Annotated in this window: 15 protein-coding genes and 1 riboswitch; of the genes, 8 read left to right on the top strand and 7 right to left on the bottom strand. The window is 67.4% G+C overall.

All coding sequences use genetic code 11. The features are described 5' to 3' along the window. Positions 1 to 13: 13 nt before the first annotated feature. Positions 14 to 85, bottom strand: a riboswitch (S-adenosyl-L-homocysteine riboswitch). Between the two features lie 38 nt (positions 86 to 123). Then, complete coding sequence (locus PHI64_RS11770; RefSeq protein ID WP_299882851.1) at positions 124 to 375, bottom strand: oxidoreductase-like domain-containing protein; 252 nt, start codon at positions 373 to 375, stop codon at positions 124 to 126. A gap of 145 nt (positions 376 to 520) precedes the next feature. Between PHI64_RS11770 and PHI64_RS11765 the strand changes: the two genes are divergently transcribed. From PHI64_RS11765 to PHI64_RS11730, 8 genes are read left to right on the top strand one after another with little or no spacing between them, the layout of a single operon-like run. Next, positions 521 to 1,828: a DUF805 domain-containing protein gene (locus PHI64_RS11765; RefSeq protein ID WP_299882849.1), complete on the top strand. Its 1,308-nt coding sequence runs from the start codon at positions 521 to 523 to the stop codon at positions 1,826 to 1,828. A gap of 55 nt (positions 1,829 to 1,883) precedes the next feature. Next, a complete protein-coding gene (locus PHI64_RS11760) occupies positions 1,884 to 2,498 on the top strand; it encodes a CDP-alcohol phosphatidyltransferase family protein (RefSeq protein WP_299882952.1) in 615 nt (204 codons plus the stop codon). A gap of 8 nt (positions 2,499 to 2,506) precedes the next feature. Next, entirely contained in the window at positions 2,507 to 4,264 is a 1,758-nt protein-coding gene (locus PHI64_RS11755) for a bifunctional alpha/beta hydrolase/class I SAM-dependent methyltransferase (RefSeq protein WP_299882848.1), read from the top strand. Further along, positions 4,261 to 5,598, top strand: coding sequence for a phosphatase PAP2/dual specificity phosphatase family protein (locus PHI64_RS11750; protein WP_299882847.1), 1,338 nt, complete (start codon positions 4,261 to 4,263; stop codon positions 5,596 to 5,598). The genes PHI64_RS11755 and PHI64_RS11750 overlap by 4 nt, the downstream gene beginning before the upstream one ends. Further along, entirely contained in the window at positions 5,588 to 6,040 is a 453-nt protein-coding gene (locus PHI64_RS11745; RefSeq protein WP_299882846.1) for a hypothetical protein, read from the top strand. The genes PHI64_RS11750 and PHI64_RS11745 overlap by 11 nt, the downstream gene beginning before the upstream one ends. Before the next feature lie 14 nt (positions 6,041 to 6,054). Next, on the top strand, positions 6,055 to 6,678 hold the full coding sequence (locus tag PHI64_RS11740; RefSeq protein ID WP_299882844.1) for a 1-acyl-sn-glycerol-3-phosphate acyltransferase: 624 nt from the start codon (positions 6,055 to 6,057) through the stop codon (positions 6,676 to 6,678). A gap of 15 nt (positions 6,679 to 6,693) precedes the next feature. Beyond that, a complete protein-coding gene (locus tag PHI64_RS11735) occupies positions 6,694 to 7,638 on the top strand; it encodes a phosphatidate cytidylyltransferase (protein ID WP_299882842.1) in 945 nt (314 codons plus the stop codon). Then, positions 7,635 to 9,056: a bifunctional aminoglycoside phosphotransferase/ATP-binding protein gene (locus PHI64_RS11730; RefSeq protein ID WP_299882840.1), complete on the top strand. Its 1,422-nt coding sequence runs from the start codon at positions 7,635 to 7,637 to the stop codon at positions 9,054 to 9,056. The genes PHI64_RS11735 and PHI64_RS11730 overlap by 4 nt, the downstream gene beginning before the upstream one ends. Positions 9,057 to 9,116: 60 nt before the next feature. Here PHI64_RS11730 and PHI64_RS11725 read toward each other — a convergent pair whose 3' ends face one another. The 6 genes from PHI64_RS11725 to PHI64_RS11700 all read right to left on the bottom strand — a co-directional run bounded on the left by PHI64_RS11725 (position 9,117) and on the right by PHI64_RS11700 (position 13,117). Further along, positions 9,117 to 9,440, bottom strand: coding sequence for a hypothetical protein (locus PHI64_RS11725; protein ID WP_299882838.1), 324 nt, complete (start codon positions 9,438 to 9,440; stop codon positions 9,117 to 9,119). A 52-nt stretch (positions 9,441 to 9,492) separates the two neighbouring features. Next, positions 9,493 to 9,699, bottom strand: coding sequence for a hypothetical protein (locus PHI64_RS11720; RefSeq protein WP_299882836.1), 207 nt, complete (start codon positions 9,697 to 9,699; stop codon positions 9,493 to 9,495). Positions 9,700 to 10,012: 313 nt separating this feature from the next. After that, complete coding sequence (locus tag PHI64_RS11715) at positions 10,013 to 11,392, bottom strand: cbb3-type cytochrome c oxidase subunit I (RefSeq protein ID WP_299882834.1); 1,380 nt, start codon at positions 11,390 to 11,392, stop codon at positions 10,013 to 10,015. A 27-nt stretch (positions 11,393 to 11,419) separates the two neighbouring features. Then, entirely contained in the window at positions 11,420 to 11,845 is a 426-nt protein-coding gene (locus PHI64_RS11710; RefSeq protein WP_299882832.1) for a cytochrome c, read from the bottom strand. Positions 11,846 to 11,974: 129 nt separating this feature from the next. Further along, positions 11,975 to 12,754: a response regulator gene (locus PHI64_RS11705; protein ID WP_299882950.1), complete on the bottom strand. Its 780-nt coding sequence runs from the start codon at positions 12,752 to 12,754 to the stop codon at positions 11,975 to 11,977. A 6-nt stretch (positions 12,755 to 12,760) separates the two neighbouring features. Continuing rightward, a complete protein-coding gene (locus tag PHI64_RS11700) occupies positions 12,761 to 13,117 on the bottom strand; it encodes a histidine kinase dimerization/phospho-acceptor domain-containing protein (protein ID WP_299882830.1) in 357 nt (118 codons plus the stop codon). Positions 13,118 to 13,400 lie beyond the last annotated feature (283 nt).

Below are 13,400 nucleotides of genomic sequence, written 5' to 3'. Positions count from 1 at the left end.
AACCCGGCTGGAAGGTTTGCGAGCGCCGTTGTGGATTGCCGAGCCTGGCCCGCTGGATTAGCAGGTCGCAACGCTCCTCGGCAAGGGCCGGATTTTACGGGGTTTTCGGGTTGCTTGCCAAGGTCAGGCGGCGGCGCTCAGGGCGCCATCCGCCAGGGCTTCCCGGGCGTCATCTTTCCACCAGCCGAGGGCCGCGTAATAGCCCTCCCAGACACAGCCATTGCAACCCCGGCCGCAGCAGGTGGTGGGCGGCGGCGGCGGGTTGCGATGGGCCACACCGGCAAGGGCCAGCAGGGCGCGGATCAAGGCGATCTGGGTCTCAGCCTCGTGCAAGTCGGCAGGGCGGCGATCGAAGGGGCTGGCAGCGGTAGTCATGGGCAGTCTCCGGCGGGGGCGCGAAGATAGCACTCCTCCGCCCTCCCGGAAAGCCGCTCGGCCACACCCGGAGACACGCCTTTGTCATTGCCCGGGCATGACATGGCGCTTAGAATCCGCCCCGATCACCCAATCGGAGTCTGCAGTGCCCTCAGTCCATTCGATCCTCTTCTTCGGCGAGATCCTCCCCGGGCACGACGCCATAAGCTGCCGACGCCAGCTCCAGGTGCTGCTCAAGTGTCAGCCTGAAACCATGGACAGCGTGTTCTCCGGCACACGGGTCAGCCTGCGCAGGGGGCTCAACGAAACCGAGGCGCTGCGCTACCAGGCGCGCCTGGAGGCCATTGGGCTGCGCATCATGATCGAGCCTCCACTCACCCCTCCGGTCGCCCCCGAGCCCGAGCCCACCCCGGTTCGTGGGCCGACTCCGCCGCTGGCCCCACAACCCGCTCCGCAGGCAGTCCGCGAAACGGCTCCCGGGCCCGTCCCCGCAGCCCTGGCCGCAGCCCCCATCGACCTCATGGTCTGCCCGGCCTGCGGCGAAGAGCAGCCGCGCCGCACCCTGTGCCGTGCCTGCTCCATCGACATGCCCCGCTTCGCCGCCTCCCGGGCCGCCCCACCTCCGGCCAAGGCAGAGAGCCCAGCCGTCACGCACATGCTGACACCCGCCGAGCCACCATCGGAGCTGGCCGACAGCGGCATTGTCGGCCTGGGTTTCCGGGGGCGCTTCGGGCGCCGCAACTTCCTGCTCACCGGTCTGCTGACTTTCGGCGGCTCCTTGGCCCTCGCCATCCTCATCTTCACCCTCGGCATTCCGGGCATGCTTATCGGCGGCCTCGGACTGCTCCTCATGTTCATCTATGGCACCCGCTGCACCGTGTTCCGCCTCCACGACCTGGGCCTCAGCGGGTGGTGGACGCTGGTGACCTGGATTCCCTACCTGGGCGGCGTGGCGGCCCTGCTGCTACTCGTGGTGCCTGGCGAGAAACGCAGCAATGCCTGGGGCGAGCCGGCCCGCCCGGTGTCGGTCGTCGGGCTGCTCGGTGGGCTGGCGCTGATTGGCGCCGCCATCTTCTTCGCCATCAGCCTTTTCGGCACCCAGTTGCCGTCCATACCCGAGCTGCCCAACATGCCCGGCAAGGACACAGGCAGGGCCGCCTTCACCCAGCACTATGACGCCAGCCGCGACCGGATCGTCATGTACTCCCTGAGCACCTGCGGCTTCTGTGCCGAGAAACGCCAGCAGTTCGACAGCATGGGCGTGCGCTATGTCGAACTCGTGATCGACGAAGACCCCGCCGCCGAGGCCCGCCTCAACCTCCGCCTGCGCGAGGCCGGGCTGGGCAACGGCGCCATCGGCACTCCGATCATCGAGGTCAATGGCACCCTGCTCCCCAACAACCCCAGCCTGGGCGAGATCGGGCTGCACCTGAGCCGGGCGACGAAGATCTGAAGCATCCGCCCGGTTGCATGGCAGAATCGGCAGGTCGGCACCCCGCGTGACTCAGATGATCAGCATCTACCAGCTCAAGCCCCGCTTCCAGGCGCTGCTCCGGCCCATCGTCAGCCGGCTGGCTGCGGCCGGTGTCACCGCCAACCAGGTCACCCTGGCCGCCATGCTGATCTCCCTTGCCCTCGGCCTGGGCCTGTTCCTCAATGCCGGCAACAGCAGGGCCTTTCTGCTGCTGCCCCTGTGGATGTTCCTGCGCATGGCCTTCAACGCGGTGGATGGCATGCTGGCCCGGGAGTTCGGGCAGCAGTCAGCCCTCGGCGCCTACTTCAACGAACTCTCCGACGTAGTCTCCGATGCGGCCCTCTACCTGCCCTTCGTGGCGGTGGCGCCCTTTGGCTGGGGCAGCGTGGGGGCGGTGATCTTCCTGTCTGCCGTGTCCGAGATGGCCGGCGCCCTCGGCCCCATGGTCGGCGCCCCCCGCCAGTACGACGGCCCCATGGGCAAGAGCGACCGGGCCTTCCTGTTCGGCGCCCTGGGCCTGTGGCTGGGCCTGGCCGGCAGCCTGCCCGACCTTGCCTTCTGGATCATGCCGGCCGCAGCCCTTGCCATCCTGCTCAACACCTTCAACCGCATCCACAGCGGTGTCCGCCAGGCCCACACCCCACACTGAGGTCAGCGATGAACCCACCCCGCCCGGTCTCCGAACACCATTTCGAAACCCACGACGGGGTACAGCTGTTCTACCGCCACTGGCCCGCCAGTGGGCCGCGACGGGGCGCCGTGGTGATGTTCCACCGGGGCCACGAGCACTCCGGCCGCATCGCCCACCTGGCCAACGAGCTGGACCTGCCCGGCTTCGACTTCTTCGCCTGGGACGCCCGCGGCCACGGCCACTCCCCTGGCGCCCGCGGGCATTCACCGAGCTTCGGCACCTCGGTGCGCGACGTGCAGACCTTCATCGATCACATCCGCGATCATCACGGCATCGCCCACGCCGACATGGCCGTGCTGGCCCAAAGCGTCGGCGCGGTGCTGGTGTCCACCTGGGCTCACGACTACGCGCCGCGGGTGCGCTGCCTGGTGCTCGCTTCGCCGGCCTTCCAGGTCAAGCTCTACGTCCCCTTCGCACGCCCAGGCCTGGCTTTGCTTGAAAAGCTGCGCGGCAACTTCTTCGTGAACAGCTACGTCAAGGCCACGTTCCTGACCCACGACCCGGCCCGCCAGCAAAGCTACGCCAAGGACCCGCTGATCGCCCGGGCCATCTCGGTGAACATCCTGCTCGGCCTCTACGAAGCCGCCGAGCGGGTCGTGGCCGACGCCCAGGCCATCACCCTGCCCACCCAGCTGCTCATCTCCGGCGCCGACTGGGTGGTCCATCACGGCCCCCAGCATCGCTTCTTCAACAGGCTGGGCTCGGCAGTCAAGGAGAAGCACGTGCTCGACGGCTTCTACCACGACACCCTCGGCGAGAAAGGCCGCAAGCTCGCCACCGACAAGGCCCGCGACTTCATCCTGCGCCAGTTCGACCACCCCACCACCCCGGTGCGCCTGCTCGATGCCGACCGCCACGGCGCCACCCGGGACGAATCCGACGCCCTGGCCCGCCCCCTGTCACCCCTCAGCCCACGGGGGCTCTACTGGGCCACCTATCGGGCCAGCATGAAACTCGCCGGCCGCCTGTCGGCGGGCATCGCCCTGGGGCACCGTACCGGCTTCGATTCGGGCAGTACCCTCGATTACATCTATCGCAACACCGCCACCGGCAGCGGTGCTCTGGGCCGGGCCATCGACCGCAACTATCTGGACGCCATCGGCTGGCGCGGCATCCGCCAGCGCAAGCGCCACCTGGAAGAACTCCTGCGCCTGGCCCTCGGCCGGCTGCACACCGAGGGCCGCCCCCTGAGGGTGCTGGACATCGCCGCCGGCCATGGCCGCTACGTGCTCGAAGCCCTCACCGAAGCCCCGCGCCGCCCCGAATCCATCCTGCTGCGCGACTTCAGCGACATCAACGTGCGTGACGGAGCCACCCTGATCCGCGAGAAGGGCCTGGAGACCATCGCCCGCTTCGAGAAGGGTGACGCCTTCGACCGGGCCTCGGTGGCCGGCGTGTCACCCCGCCCCACCATCGGCATCGTCTCAGGCCTCTACGAACTCTTCCCCGACAACACCATGGTGAGCCGCTCCCTGGCCGGCATGGCCGACGCCATCGAGCCCGGCGGACTGCTGCTGTACACCGGCCAGCCCTGGCACCCCCAGCTCGAACTCATCGCCCGCGCCCTCACCAGCCACCGGGGCGGCCAGGCCTGGGTGATGCGTCGGCGCAGCCAGGCCGAGATGGACCAGCTGGTGGACGCCGCCGGCTTCGACAAACTCGAACAACGCATCGACGAATGGGGCATCTTCACCGTGTCCCTGGCCCGGCGGCGTACCCCATGAACACAACGGCGGCAGCAGCCCGGACCATCCCCTGGCAGCGGAGCGTCGCCTGGCTGCTCTTCCTGGGCCCCTTTTTCTTCCTCAGTTACGGCTTCGCCAATTCCATGGCGGCCCGCTGGCAAGTCAGCGACAGTCTGGTCTACGGATGGGAGCTGCACATCCCCTTCCTGCCCTGGACCATCCTGCCCTACTGGTCCATCGACCTGTTCTACGGCCTGTCCTTCCTGCTGTGCCGCAGCGCCCTGCAGGTGGACCGCCACGCCCTGCGCCTGCTCACCGCCCAGCTCGTGTCGGTGACCTGCTTCCTGGCCTTTCCCCTGCGCTTCAGCTTTCCGCGACCCGAGTCGGACGGCCTCTTCGGTGCCCTCTTCGACGCCCTGGCCGGCTTCGACCTGCCTTACAACCAGGCGCCCTCCCTGCACATCAGCCTGCTGATCATCATCTGGGTGCGTTTTGCCGGTGCCACCCGCGGCCCCCTGCGCTGGCTGGTGGATGCCTGGGCCGTGCTGATCGCCGTGTCGGTGCTCACCACCTACCAACACCATTTCATCGACATCCCCAGCGGCGCCCTGGTCGGCCTGCTGTGCCTGTGGCTGTGGCCGGATGAGGGCCCGACGCCCTTCTCCGCCACCCGCTGGACGCACAGCCCCGAACGGCGCCGGCTCGCCGGCACCTACCTGGGCGGCGCCCTGGCTGCCGCCTGCCTGGGCATCCTGCTCGGCGGCGCCGGCCTGGTCATACTGTGGCTGGCCATAGCCCTGACCCTGGTCGCCCTCAACTACGCCTTCCTCGGCCCGGCCGGTTTTCAGAAGCACGCAGGCCGCCACAGCCTCGGCGCCGCCCTGCTGCTGGCCCCCTACACCCTCGGCGCCTGGCTCAATTCGCGTCTGTGGACTCGCCAGGCCCCCACCCCCGGACTGATCGCCGACGGCGTTTGGCTGGGCCGCCTGCCCGACGGCCGGGCCATGGAGGCTGGCGGCTTCCGCGCCCTGCTCGACCTCACCGCCGAGCTGCCAGCCCCCCGGGGAAACTGGATCTACACCCAGCAGCCCTGGCTGGATCTGGTCCCCCCCGACAGCCGCCAGCTGGAAGCCGCCGCCGCCGCCATCGAGCGCCTGCGCCAGCACGGCCCGGTGCTGGTGTGCTGTGCCCTGGGCTACTCGCGCAGCGCCAGCGCGGTGGCCGCCTGGCTGCTGGCAAGCGGCCGGGCGCCCTCACCGGAGGCAGCGCTGGACATCCTGAAGCAGGCCCGCCCCCGGGTTGTCCTTGGCCCCCGGCACCGCCAGGCCCTGGCCCGGGTCACCCCGCCAGCGGAGCTCACTGGTGGCGCCTGACGACACCCGCGCGGCGGCGGCCAGCGCCACCCTCACCGCCGCCACCCTGGCGCAGGGACGCAGTCTCCATCTGCTCAGTCTGGCCCTGCTGCTGCCGACCCTCGCCACCCTGCTGCTGGCCCCCGGCGGCCCGGCCCGCATCGTCTGCCTCGCCCTGAGCCTGGTGGCCGGCGCGGTGCAGGCCTACCATGCCCTGCGCAGCGGCCTGGATGCGGCACTGTTTGCCCACTGGGCCCGTTGCTGGAGCCCCCCCGCTGCGGTCGATGTCGATGCCGACCTGCAGGCCTTCGACCAGGCCCTGGGCAGCGCATTCGGCCAGCTGGCCCAAGCGCCCCGCCCCCTGGCCGAGCGGGTACACGGTGCCCTGGGCCTGCTGCGCCGCCAGGCCCTTGCCCTGGCCCTCCAGGGCCTGACCCTGCTCGCGGCCGTGGCCGCGGGCTGAACCCGGAAAAGCCGATGTTTGTTGACCGCCTCCTCGCCGCCGCCCTGTGCGGCTTTGCCCGTGCCCTCACCGGCGTCCGCGCCCTGTGGCTGGGCAGCGAACCTGACGCCCGCCCGCGGGTGTACTTCGCCAACCATCGCAGCCACGGCGATTTCGTGCTGATCTGGGCCTCCCTGCCACCGCCCCTGCGCCGCCGCACCCGGCCGGTGGCGGGCGCTGATTACTGGCTGACCACGCCCCTGCGCCGCTTTTTGATCAACCGGGTGTTCCGCGGGGTGTGCATCGACCGCCGCCCCGGACGCAGCGGCCCCAACCCGGTGGCGCAGATGGGTGAAGCCCTGGCGGCAGGCGAATCCCTGATCCTTTTTCCCGAGGGCACCCGCAACATGGGCGACGGCCTGCTGCCCTTCAAGAGCGGCCTGCACCACCTGGCCAAGGCCCACCCCGAAGCAGAATTGATCCCGGTATGGATCGAGAACCTGGGCCGGGTGATGCCCAAGGGCAGCCTGATCCCGGTGCCGCTGCTGTGCACCCTGAGCTTCGGCCCGCCCCTGGCCCCGGTGGAGGGGGAGAGCCGCGAGGCCTTCCTGAGCCGTGCCCGCAGCGCCCTCCTCGACCTCGCGCCCCCCGCCGACTGAACCCGGGTTGAACCCATGAACGCATCCCACGACCTCATCGCCGTCTTCGGCGGCATCTTCGGCCTGCTGGCCGTGTTCAGCCTGATCGGCGCCGGGCTCAAGTACCGGGTTGCCCGGGGCCAGCCCCACGGCGTCATCGACAACCTCAACGCCCGCATCAAGGCCTGGTGGGCCATGATCGCGCTGATCGGCGCGGCCATCTGGATCGGCCCCTGGGGCGTGATCGCCCTGTTCGCCTTCATCTCCTTCCAGTGCCTGCGGGAGTTCATCTCCCTCACCCACACCCGGCTGGGTGACCACCGCGCCCTGCTGTGGAGCTTCTTCGTCTTCCTGCCCGCCCAGTACTGGCTCATCGCCACAAACTGGTACGGCCTGTTCTCCATCCTGATCCCGGTCTACGCCTTCCTGCTGCTGCCCATCTCCTCGTCCCTGGGGGCCGACACCACGCGCTTCCTGGAGCGGGCGGCCAAGGTCCAGTGGGGGCTGATGATCTGCGTGTATTGTCTGTCCCACGTTCCGGCCCTGCTCACCCTGGACATCGCCGGCTACGCCGGGCGCAACATGCTGCTGATCGTCTTCCTGGTGCTCACGGTGCAGTCCAGTGACGTCTTCCAGTACGTGTGGGGCAAGCTCATCGGCAAGCGCAAGGTGTCACCGGCGATATCCCCGTCGAAGACGGTGGAAGGCCTGGTGGGCGGGGTGCTCACCTCCACCGCCGTCGGTGCCGCCCTGTGGTGGATCACCCCCTTCACCCCCCTGGAGGCCGGGCTGATCGCCCTGGTCATCAACGTGATGGGCTTCTTCGGCGGCTTCGTGCTGTCAGCCATCAAGCGCGACCGCGGCGTGAAGGACTGGGGCGCCATGATCGAAGGCCACGGCGGCATGCTCGACCGGGTGGATTCGATCAGCTTCTCCGCCCCCATCTTCTTCCACATCGTGCGCTACTGGTGGGTGGCATGAGCGCATCTGCCCCACTGCCCGACTGGCTGTCACGCTTCCAGGCCCGCCTCGGCGCCGAACTCATCGAGACCCACATTTCCTGGCTGCTCCTCGCCGACGGCTTCGTCTGGAAGCTGAAGAAGCCCCTGAGCCTGCCTTTCCTCGACTACGGCACCGCCGAGCAGCGCCGCTTTTGCTGCCATGAAGAGCTGCGCCTCAACCGGCGTTTCGCCCCCGGGCTTTACCTGGGCCTGGAGGAGGTGGACGACAGCGGCGAATGCGCCGTGAAGATGCGGCGCTTTGCCGAGAGCCAGCGCCTGGATCACGTCTGCGACCGGGGCGGGCTCGGCCCCGACGCCCTCGGCAGCCTGGCCCGGACCCTCCACGCCTTTCACCGGGGCGCCGCCGTGGCCGGTTCACGCAGCCCCTGGGGCGAACCCGCCGAAGTGCTGGCACCCGCGCTGGACAATTTCACCACCCTGCTCACGCTGCAACCCGCCGAAGCGCAGCGTCTGACCAGACTGCAAGCCTGGACAAAGGCCGAATTCGAACGCCGTCGCGCGCTCTTTGCGGCCCGCAAGGCTCAGGGTTTCATCCGCGAATGCCATGGCGACCTGCACCTGGGCAACCTGGTGCTCCTCGACGGGCAGGTGGTGCCCTTCGACTGCATCGAGTTCAACCCTGCCTTGCGCTGGATCGACGTAGCCTCCGAGCTGGCCTTCACCTGGATGGATCTCCTCGACCGCCAGCGGCCGGACCTGGCGGCCTGGCTGCTCTGCGCCTGGCTGGAAGAATCGGGAGACGTGGGCGCCGTGCCGCTGCTGCGCTTCTATGCGGTGTACAAGGCCATGGTGCGGGCCAAGGTGGCCGCCCTATCAGGCAAGCCCCTGAGCGTCGCCGGCTACCTGGACCTGGCCGAGCGCCTTACCGCAGCCCCCGCACCACGTCTGATCATCACCCACGGCTTGTCCGGCTCGGGCAAGACGGTGCGCAGCGCCGCCCTGCTGATGGCCGACCCGGCTGCTGCCACCCTGCGCCTGCGCTCCGACGTGGAACGCAAACGCCTCCACGGCCTGCCGGCCCTGGCCCACAGCCGGCCCGACACGCCGAGCGGCGGAATTTATACAGCGGAGGCCACCCGACTCACCTTCGCCCATCTGGCAGAAGCGGCCGCGCGCATTCTCGATGCGGGCTGGTCCGTAATCATCGACGCGGCCTTCCTGAAGCGGAGCGAGCGGGACACCTTCCGGGATATCGCCCTCCGTCACGGCGCCGCCTTCGCCATCCTGGCCTGCTCCGCTCCAAACGACGAGCTGCGCCGGCGTCTGGACGCACGCCGAGGCGACGCGTCTGAAGCCACGGTGGCGGTGCTGGAACAGCAAATGGGCTGGATCGAAGCGCTGGCAGAGGACGAACTGGGCTACGTGCTAGCGCCCTGAGGCCAGCTGTAGCGGGCCCGGGGTCGAATGAACTCGACCCCACAACACCTCAAGACACCCTCAGCGCAGGGAGCCGACGTAGCGCTGGGTCGGATGGGTGGCTTCCGGGCGGGCGGTGCGCAAACGCTGCAGCAGGCCCGGCCCACTGCGCTCGGAGGCGGGCTCCGCCTTGGCAGCCGGTGCGTCAAGCTCCATCGCCAAACGCAGGCGACCACACAGTTCGGCCAGCTCGGGGTTGCCGGTGGCCATGGCCAGGCGTACCACCTCGCGGGCGTAGTCCTTGTTCACACGCATGTATTCCACGTCGGTGATGCGGTTGCTGACCCGCCGCATCAGCAGGTGGACCCGCCCAAGCAGGCCGTAGATAACGGAATCGGATTCCATGAAAAGCTCCCTTGATTTCGGTTGGCCGGGTTTGGTGTGCCGCAAGCGGCGCTCAGGTGATCGCCTCGGTGTGCTCGCCTGCCCGTACCCCCACCTGCCCGTCGATCACCATCAGCACGACCAGAATCAGGCCGATACCATAGGCAACAGTGGTACTGATACCGGCGGACGGGACCAGGGCTGTGACGGACAGGAACAGGGCACCCAGACACAGGACAGGCGCGACACGAACGGAACCGGAATGGCGACTTCCTGGCATTGAGGCTCTCTGAAAAATGACATACGCCTAAAACGGGCGGATGTGCACCTGCAGCAAATCCTGTGCCGGGAAGAAACCTCGTCAAAAGCCCTGCACGGGCGCCAGACGCGCCCAAACCTGGCCCACCCTCGCCCTGCCGGGCACCAAGTCGGTGCTCCGACAGGGGCATGCCAGTACTCGACGCTCGATAGGCGACTGAAGTCGCCTCTACAGGAGAAACCACACCCACAGTGGATCACCGGTATTTCCAGCCCCCACAAACAACAAGCCCGGCATTGCGCCGGGCTTGAGGGGGTTACGACGGAAGGGTGCTTCAGGCGGCCTTGGCCTTGGTCTCGCCACTGACGAAGAAGCTGGCGATGTAGATCAGCAGGCCGATCAGGAACATCACGCCGGCGCCTTCACGGAGCCAGTAGAAGATCGCCACCTGATCCTGGGCTGCCATGAAGGGGATCGGGGTGCTGCTGTAGCGTTGCAGCCACACCTGCAGAATGCCCGCGGCGGTCAGGAACAGGGTGATGAACACCATGGCAACGGTCATCAGCCAGAAGGACCACATTTCGAGCACCTGGGACTTCTCGCTGTTGGCAGCACGGCCGCGCAGGATGGGCATGGCGTAGCTGATGATGCACAACACGACCATGGCGTAGGCGCCGTAGAAAGCCATGTGACCGTGGGCGGCCGTGATCTGGGTGCCGTGGGTGTAGTAGTTCACCGGAGCCAGGGTGTGCAGGAAGCCCCACACGCCAGCGCCGAGGAAGGACATCACGCCGGTGCCAAGCGCCCACAGGGTGGCAGCCTTGTTCGGATGCTCACGGCGGCGGCGGTTCACCATGTTGAAGGCAAACACGGTCATGGCAAAGAAGGGAATCGGCTCCAGGGCAGAGAACACGGAACCCCACCACTGCCAGTACTCAGGCGCACCGATCCAGAAGTAGTGGTGGCCGGTACCGATGATGCCGGTGACCAGGGTCATGGTGATGATGACGTACAGCCACTTCTCGATCACTTCCCGGTCGACACCTGTCACCTTGATGAGCACGAAGGCCAGCAGGGCACCGAGGATCAGTTCCCACACGCCTTCGACCCAGAGATGCACAACCCACCACCAGAAGTACTTGTCGAGCACCAGGTTATGCGGGTTGTAGAAGGAGAACAGGAAGAACAGCGCCAGGCCCCACAGACCGATCATCAGCACCAGCGAGATCGATGTCTTGCGGCCCTTGAGCATGGTCATGGTGAGGTTGAACAGGAACACCAAGGCGACCACGACGATGCCGATCTTGGTCAGCAAGGGTTGCTCAAGGAATTCCCGGCCCATGGTTTCCAGGATGTCGTTACCGGTGAACTTGGCCAGGGTGGCGTAGGGCACCAGCAGGTAGCCGAGGATGGTGGCGGCACCGGCAACAAGGAAGACCCAGAACATGAGCAGTGCAAGTTTTGGCGAATACAGCTCCGTTTCGGTCTCCTCGGGAATCATGTAATAGGCCGCGCCCATGAAGCCAAAGAGCAGCCACACGATGAGGAGGTTGGTGTGAACCATCCGCGCCACGTTGAACGGGATGGCGGGGAAGAGGAAATCGCCGATCACGTACTGCAGGCCCATGATGAGCCCGAACAGCACCTGTCCGGTGAAGAGCCCGATGGCCGCGATGAAGTAGGGCTTCGCGACCGCCTGAGAGGAATATTGCATGGTTTCAGCTCCCTTTCTGATCGGCGATCAGCCTTCGATGTTGGGCGGCCAGTTGGCAGTGTTGATCTCTGACGAGTACTTCAGGAACTCGACGAGGTCGTTGAGCTGCTGTTCGGTCAGATGGAAGTTGGGCATCTGGCGACGCCCCGGCGCGCCGGTGGGCTGGGACTGGATCCAGGCCTTGATGAACTCGGGCCCACGGCGCTTGTAGACGTTGCCCAGTTCCGGGGCGAAGTAGGCGCCCTCACCCATCAGGGTGTGGCAGCCGATGCAGTTGTTGACCTCCCACACCTTCTTGCCGGCAATGACGGACGGCGTGAGGTTGGCGCGGTTGTCCCGCTTGGGGATGGTCTGCATTGAATCGAAGGTCAGCGCGAGGAACAGGAGCGCAAAGAAGACGGTGCCCCCATAGAAGATGTTTCGCGCCATGGATTTTGTGAATGTCCCGCTCATGGAACCTCCCTGGATGGCTTCGCTGCACGGCGCAGCTTGGGGGGGATGTTCCCGGATCGGGGGGCGTAACGTCCTTGACTGCGGTCAAGGTGGCCGGATGGGGCCCAAAGACACGGGCCTGGCGGGCCCTCAGGCGGCGTCGGCGGCCTTCTTGAACCAGTGCAGGAGCGTGGCGAAGAGCACGTCCGGATCGACGGGCTTGGCGACGAAATCGTTCATGCCCGCCTCCAGGCAGCGGGCCCGGTCCTCGACGAAGGCATTGGCGGTCATGGCGATGATGGGTACGCGCTTTCCGCCCGGCAGCCCACGGATCCGCCGGGTGGCCTCGAGGCCATCCATGTTGGGCATCTGCACATCCATCAGGATCAGGTCGAAGGGTTCCCGGGCCAGCAGCCCCAGCGCCTGGACGCCATCCTCGGCGCACACCACGCGTTGCCCGGCATCGTGCAGCATCATCGAGGCGATCTCCCGGTTGATGATCTCGTCCTCGACCAGCAGAAGCCTACGCCCGGGATAGTCCCGGGCAAGGGTTTGCTCGGCCTGTCCGGGCTGCGATGCGGGGAACCCGACGAGGGTGGCGGCCTGTCGCCGCAGCCGCGCGGTGAACCAGAAGGTGCTGCCCTGCCCCACCACGCTGTCGGCCCCGGCCGTCCCCCCCATGCGCTCGGCCAGCTTGCGGGTGATGGCCAGCCCCAGGCCGGTCCCACCGTACTTGCGGGTGAGGGTGTTGTCGGCCTGTTCGAAGGCGTTGAATAGCCGCGGCAACACTTCGGCCGGGACCCCCACTCCGGTGTCCCGCACGTCGAAGCGCAGCAGGGCGCTGTCCGCTTTCAGCTCCACCAGGGCCACGCGCAGGGTCACGCTGCCGGCCGCGGTGAACTTGACCGCGTTGGCGGCATAGTTGAGCAGCGCCTGCTACACCGCGGTCGGATCGCCGACCAGGTCGTCCGGCAGCTCATCCACCTCGGCCTCCAGCCGCAACCCCTTGGCCTGGGCGCGGGCATTCAGCATCGACAGGACGTTGTCGAGAATGCCGCCCACCTGGACCGGAGACTCCGCCATCACGAACTTGCCGGCCTCGATCTTGGACAGCTCCAGCACGGCATTGATGATGTTGAGCAGGTGCTCACCGGCGCCTTCGAGCTTGTCGAGCTGCTCCCGCTGGCGCTCGCTCAGCCCGCCGCGGCGGATGAGATAGGCCATGCCGGTAATGGCATTGAGGGGGGTCCGGATCTCGTGGCTCATGTTGGCCAGGAAGGCGCTCTTGGCCACGCTGGCGGCTTCGGCGGCCTCCTTGGCCCGGGACAGCTCGACGGTGCGTGCTTCGACCAGTTGCTCCAGGCTGTCCCGGTGGCGGGCCAGCTCGTCCTGGGCGGCCTTGGAGGCGGTGATGTCGCGGGTGATGGAGAGCAGGCCGGGAACACCGTTGATCGGGCGCCTCGAAAAACCTCAGCTTGCCCACCCTTGGTAAAATTACATCGTCCTGACCCCTGCTGCAGCTTATCCCGATGAAACAGCGTAGTGCCATCAAGACTGACCTGTTTGCCGACGAACA

The sequence above is a fragment of the Zoogloea sp. genome, assembly GCF_028689785.1.
Classification (GTDB): Bacteria; Pseudomonadota; Gammaproteobacteria; order Burkholderiales; family Rhodocyclaceae; genus Zoogloea.
Note: the sequence above shows the minus strand (reverse complement) of the source record. Positions and strands in the feature narration are given on the sequence as shown.

What these genes read in the sequence shown, in the direction of transcription:
- PHI64_RS11755 (WP_299882848.1), top strand. Translation starts at nt 2,507, where the DNA reads ATGAACCCACCCCGCCCGGTCTCCGAACACCATTTCGAAACCCACGAC.
- PHI64_RS11735 (WP_299882842.1), top strand. Translation starts at nt 6,694, where the DNA reads ATGAACGCATCCCACGACCTCATCGCCGTCTTCGGCGGCATCTTCGGC.
- PHI64_RS11740 (WP_299882844.1), top strand. Translation starts at nt 6,055, where the DNA reads ATGTTTGTTGACCGCCTCCTCGCCGCCGCCCTGTGCGGCTTTGCCCGT.
- PHI64_RS11750 (WP_299882847.1), top strand. Translation starts at nt 4,261, where the DNA reads ATGAACACAACGGCGGCAGCAGCCCGGACCATCCCCTGGCAGCGGAGC.
- PHI64_RS11715 (WP_299882834.1), bottom strand. Translation starts at nt 11,392, where the DNA reads ATGCAATATTCCTCTCAGGCGGTCGCGAAGCCCTACTTCATCGCGGCC.
- PHI64_RS11770 (WP_299882851.1), bottom strand. Translation starts at nt 375, where the DNA reads ATGACTACCGCTGCCAGCCCCTTCGATCGCCGCCCTGCCGACTTGCAC.
- PHI64_RS11760 (WP_299882952.1), top strand. Translation starts at nt 1,884, where the DNA reads ATGATCAGCATCTACCAGCTCAAGCCCCGCTTCCAGGCGCTGCTCCGG.
- PHI64_RS11720 (WP_299882836.1), bottom strand. Translation starts at nt 9,699, where the DNA reads ATGCCAGGAAGTCGCCATTCCGGTTCCGTTCGTGTCGCGCCTGTCCTG.
- PHI64_RS11730 (WP_299882840.1), top strand. Translation starts at nt 7,635, where the DNA reads ATGAGCGCATCTGCCCCACTGCCCGACTGGCTGTCACGCTTCCAGGCC.
- PHI64_RS11725 (WP_299882838.1), bottom strand. Translation starts at nt 9,440, where the DNA reads ATGGAATCCGATTCCGTTATCTACGGCCTGCTTGGGCGGGTCCACCTG.
- PHI64_RS11710 (WP_299882832.1), bottom strand. Translation starts at nt 11,845, where the DNA reads ATGAGCGGGACATTCACAAAATCCATGGCGCGAAACATCTTCTATGGG.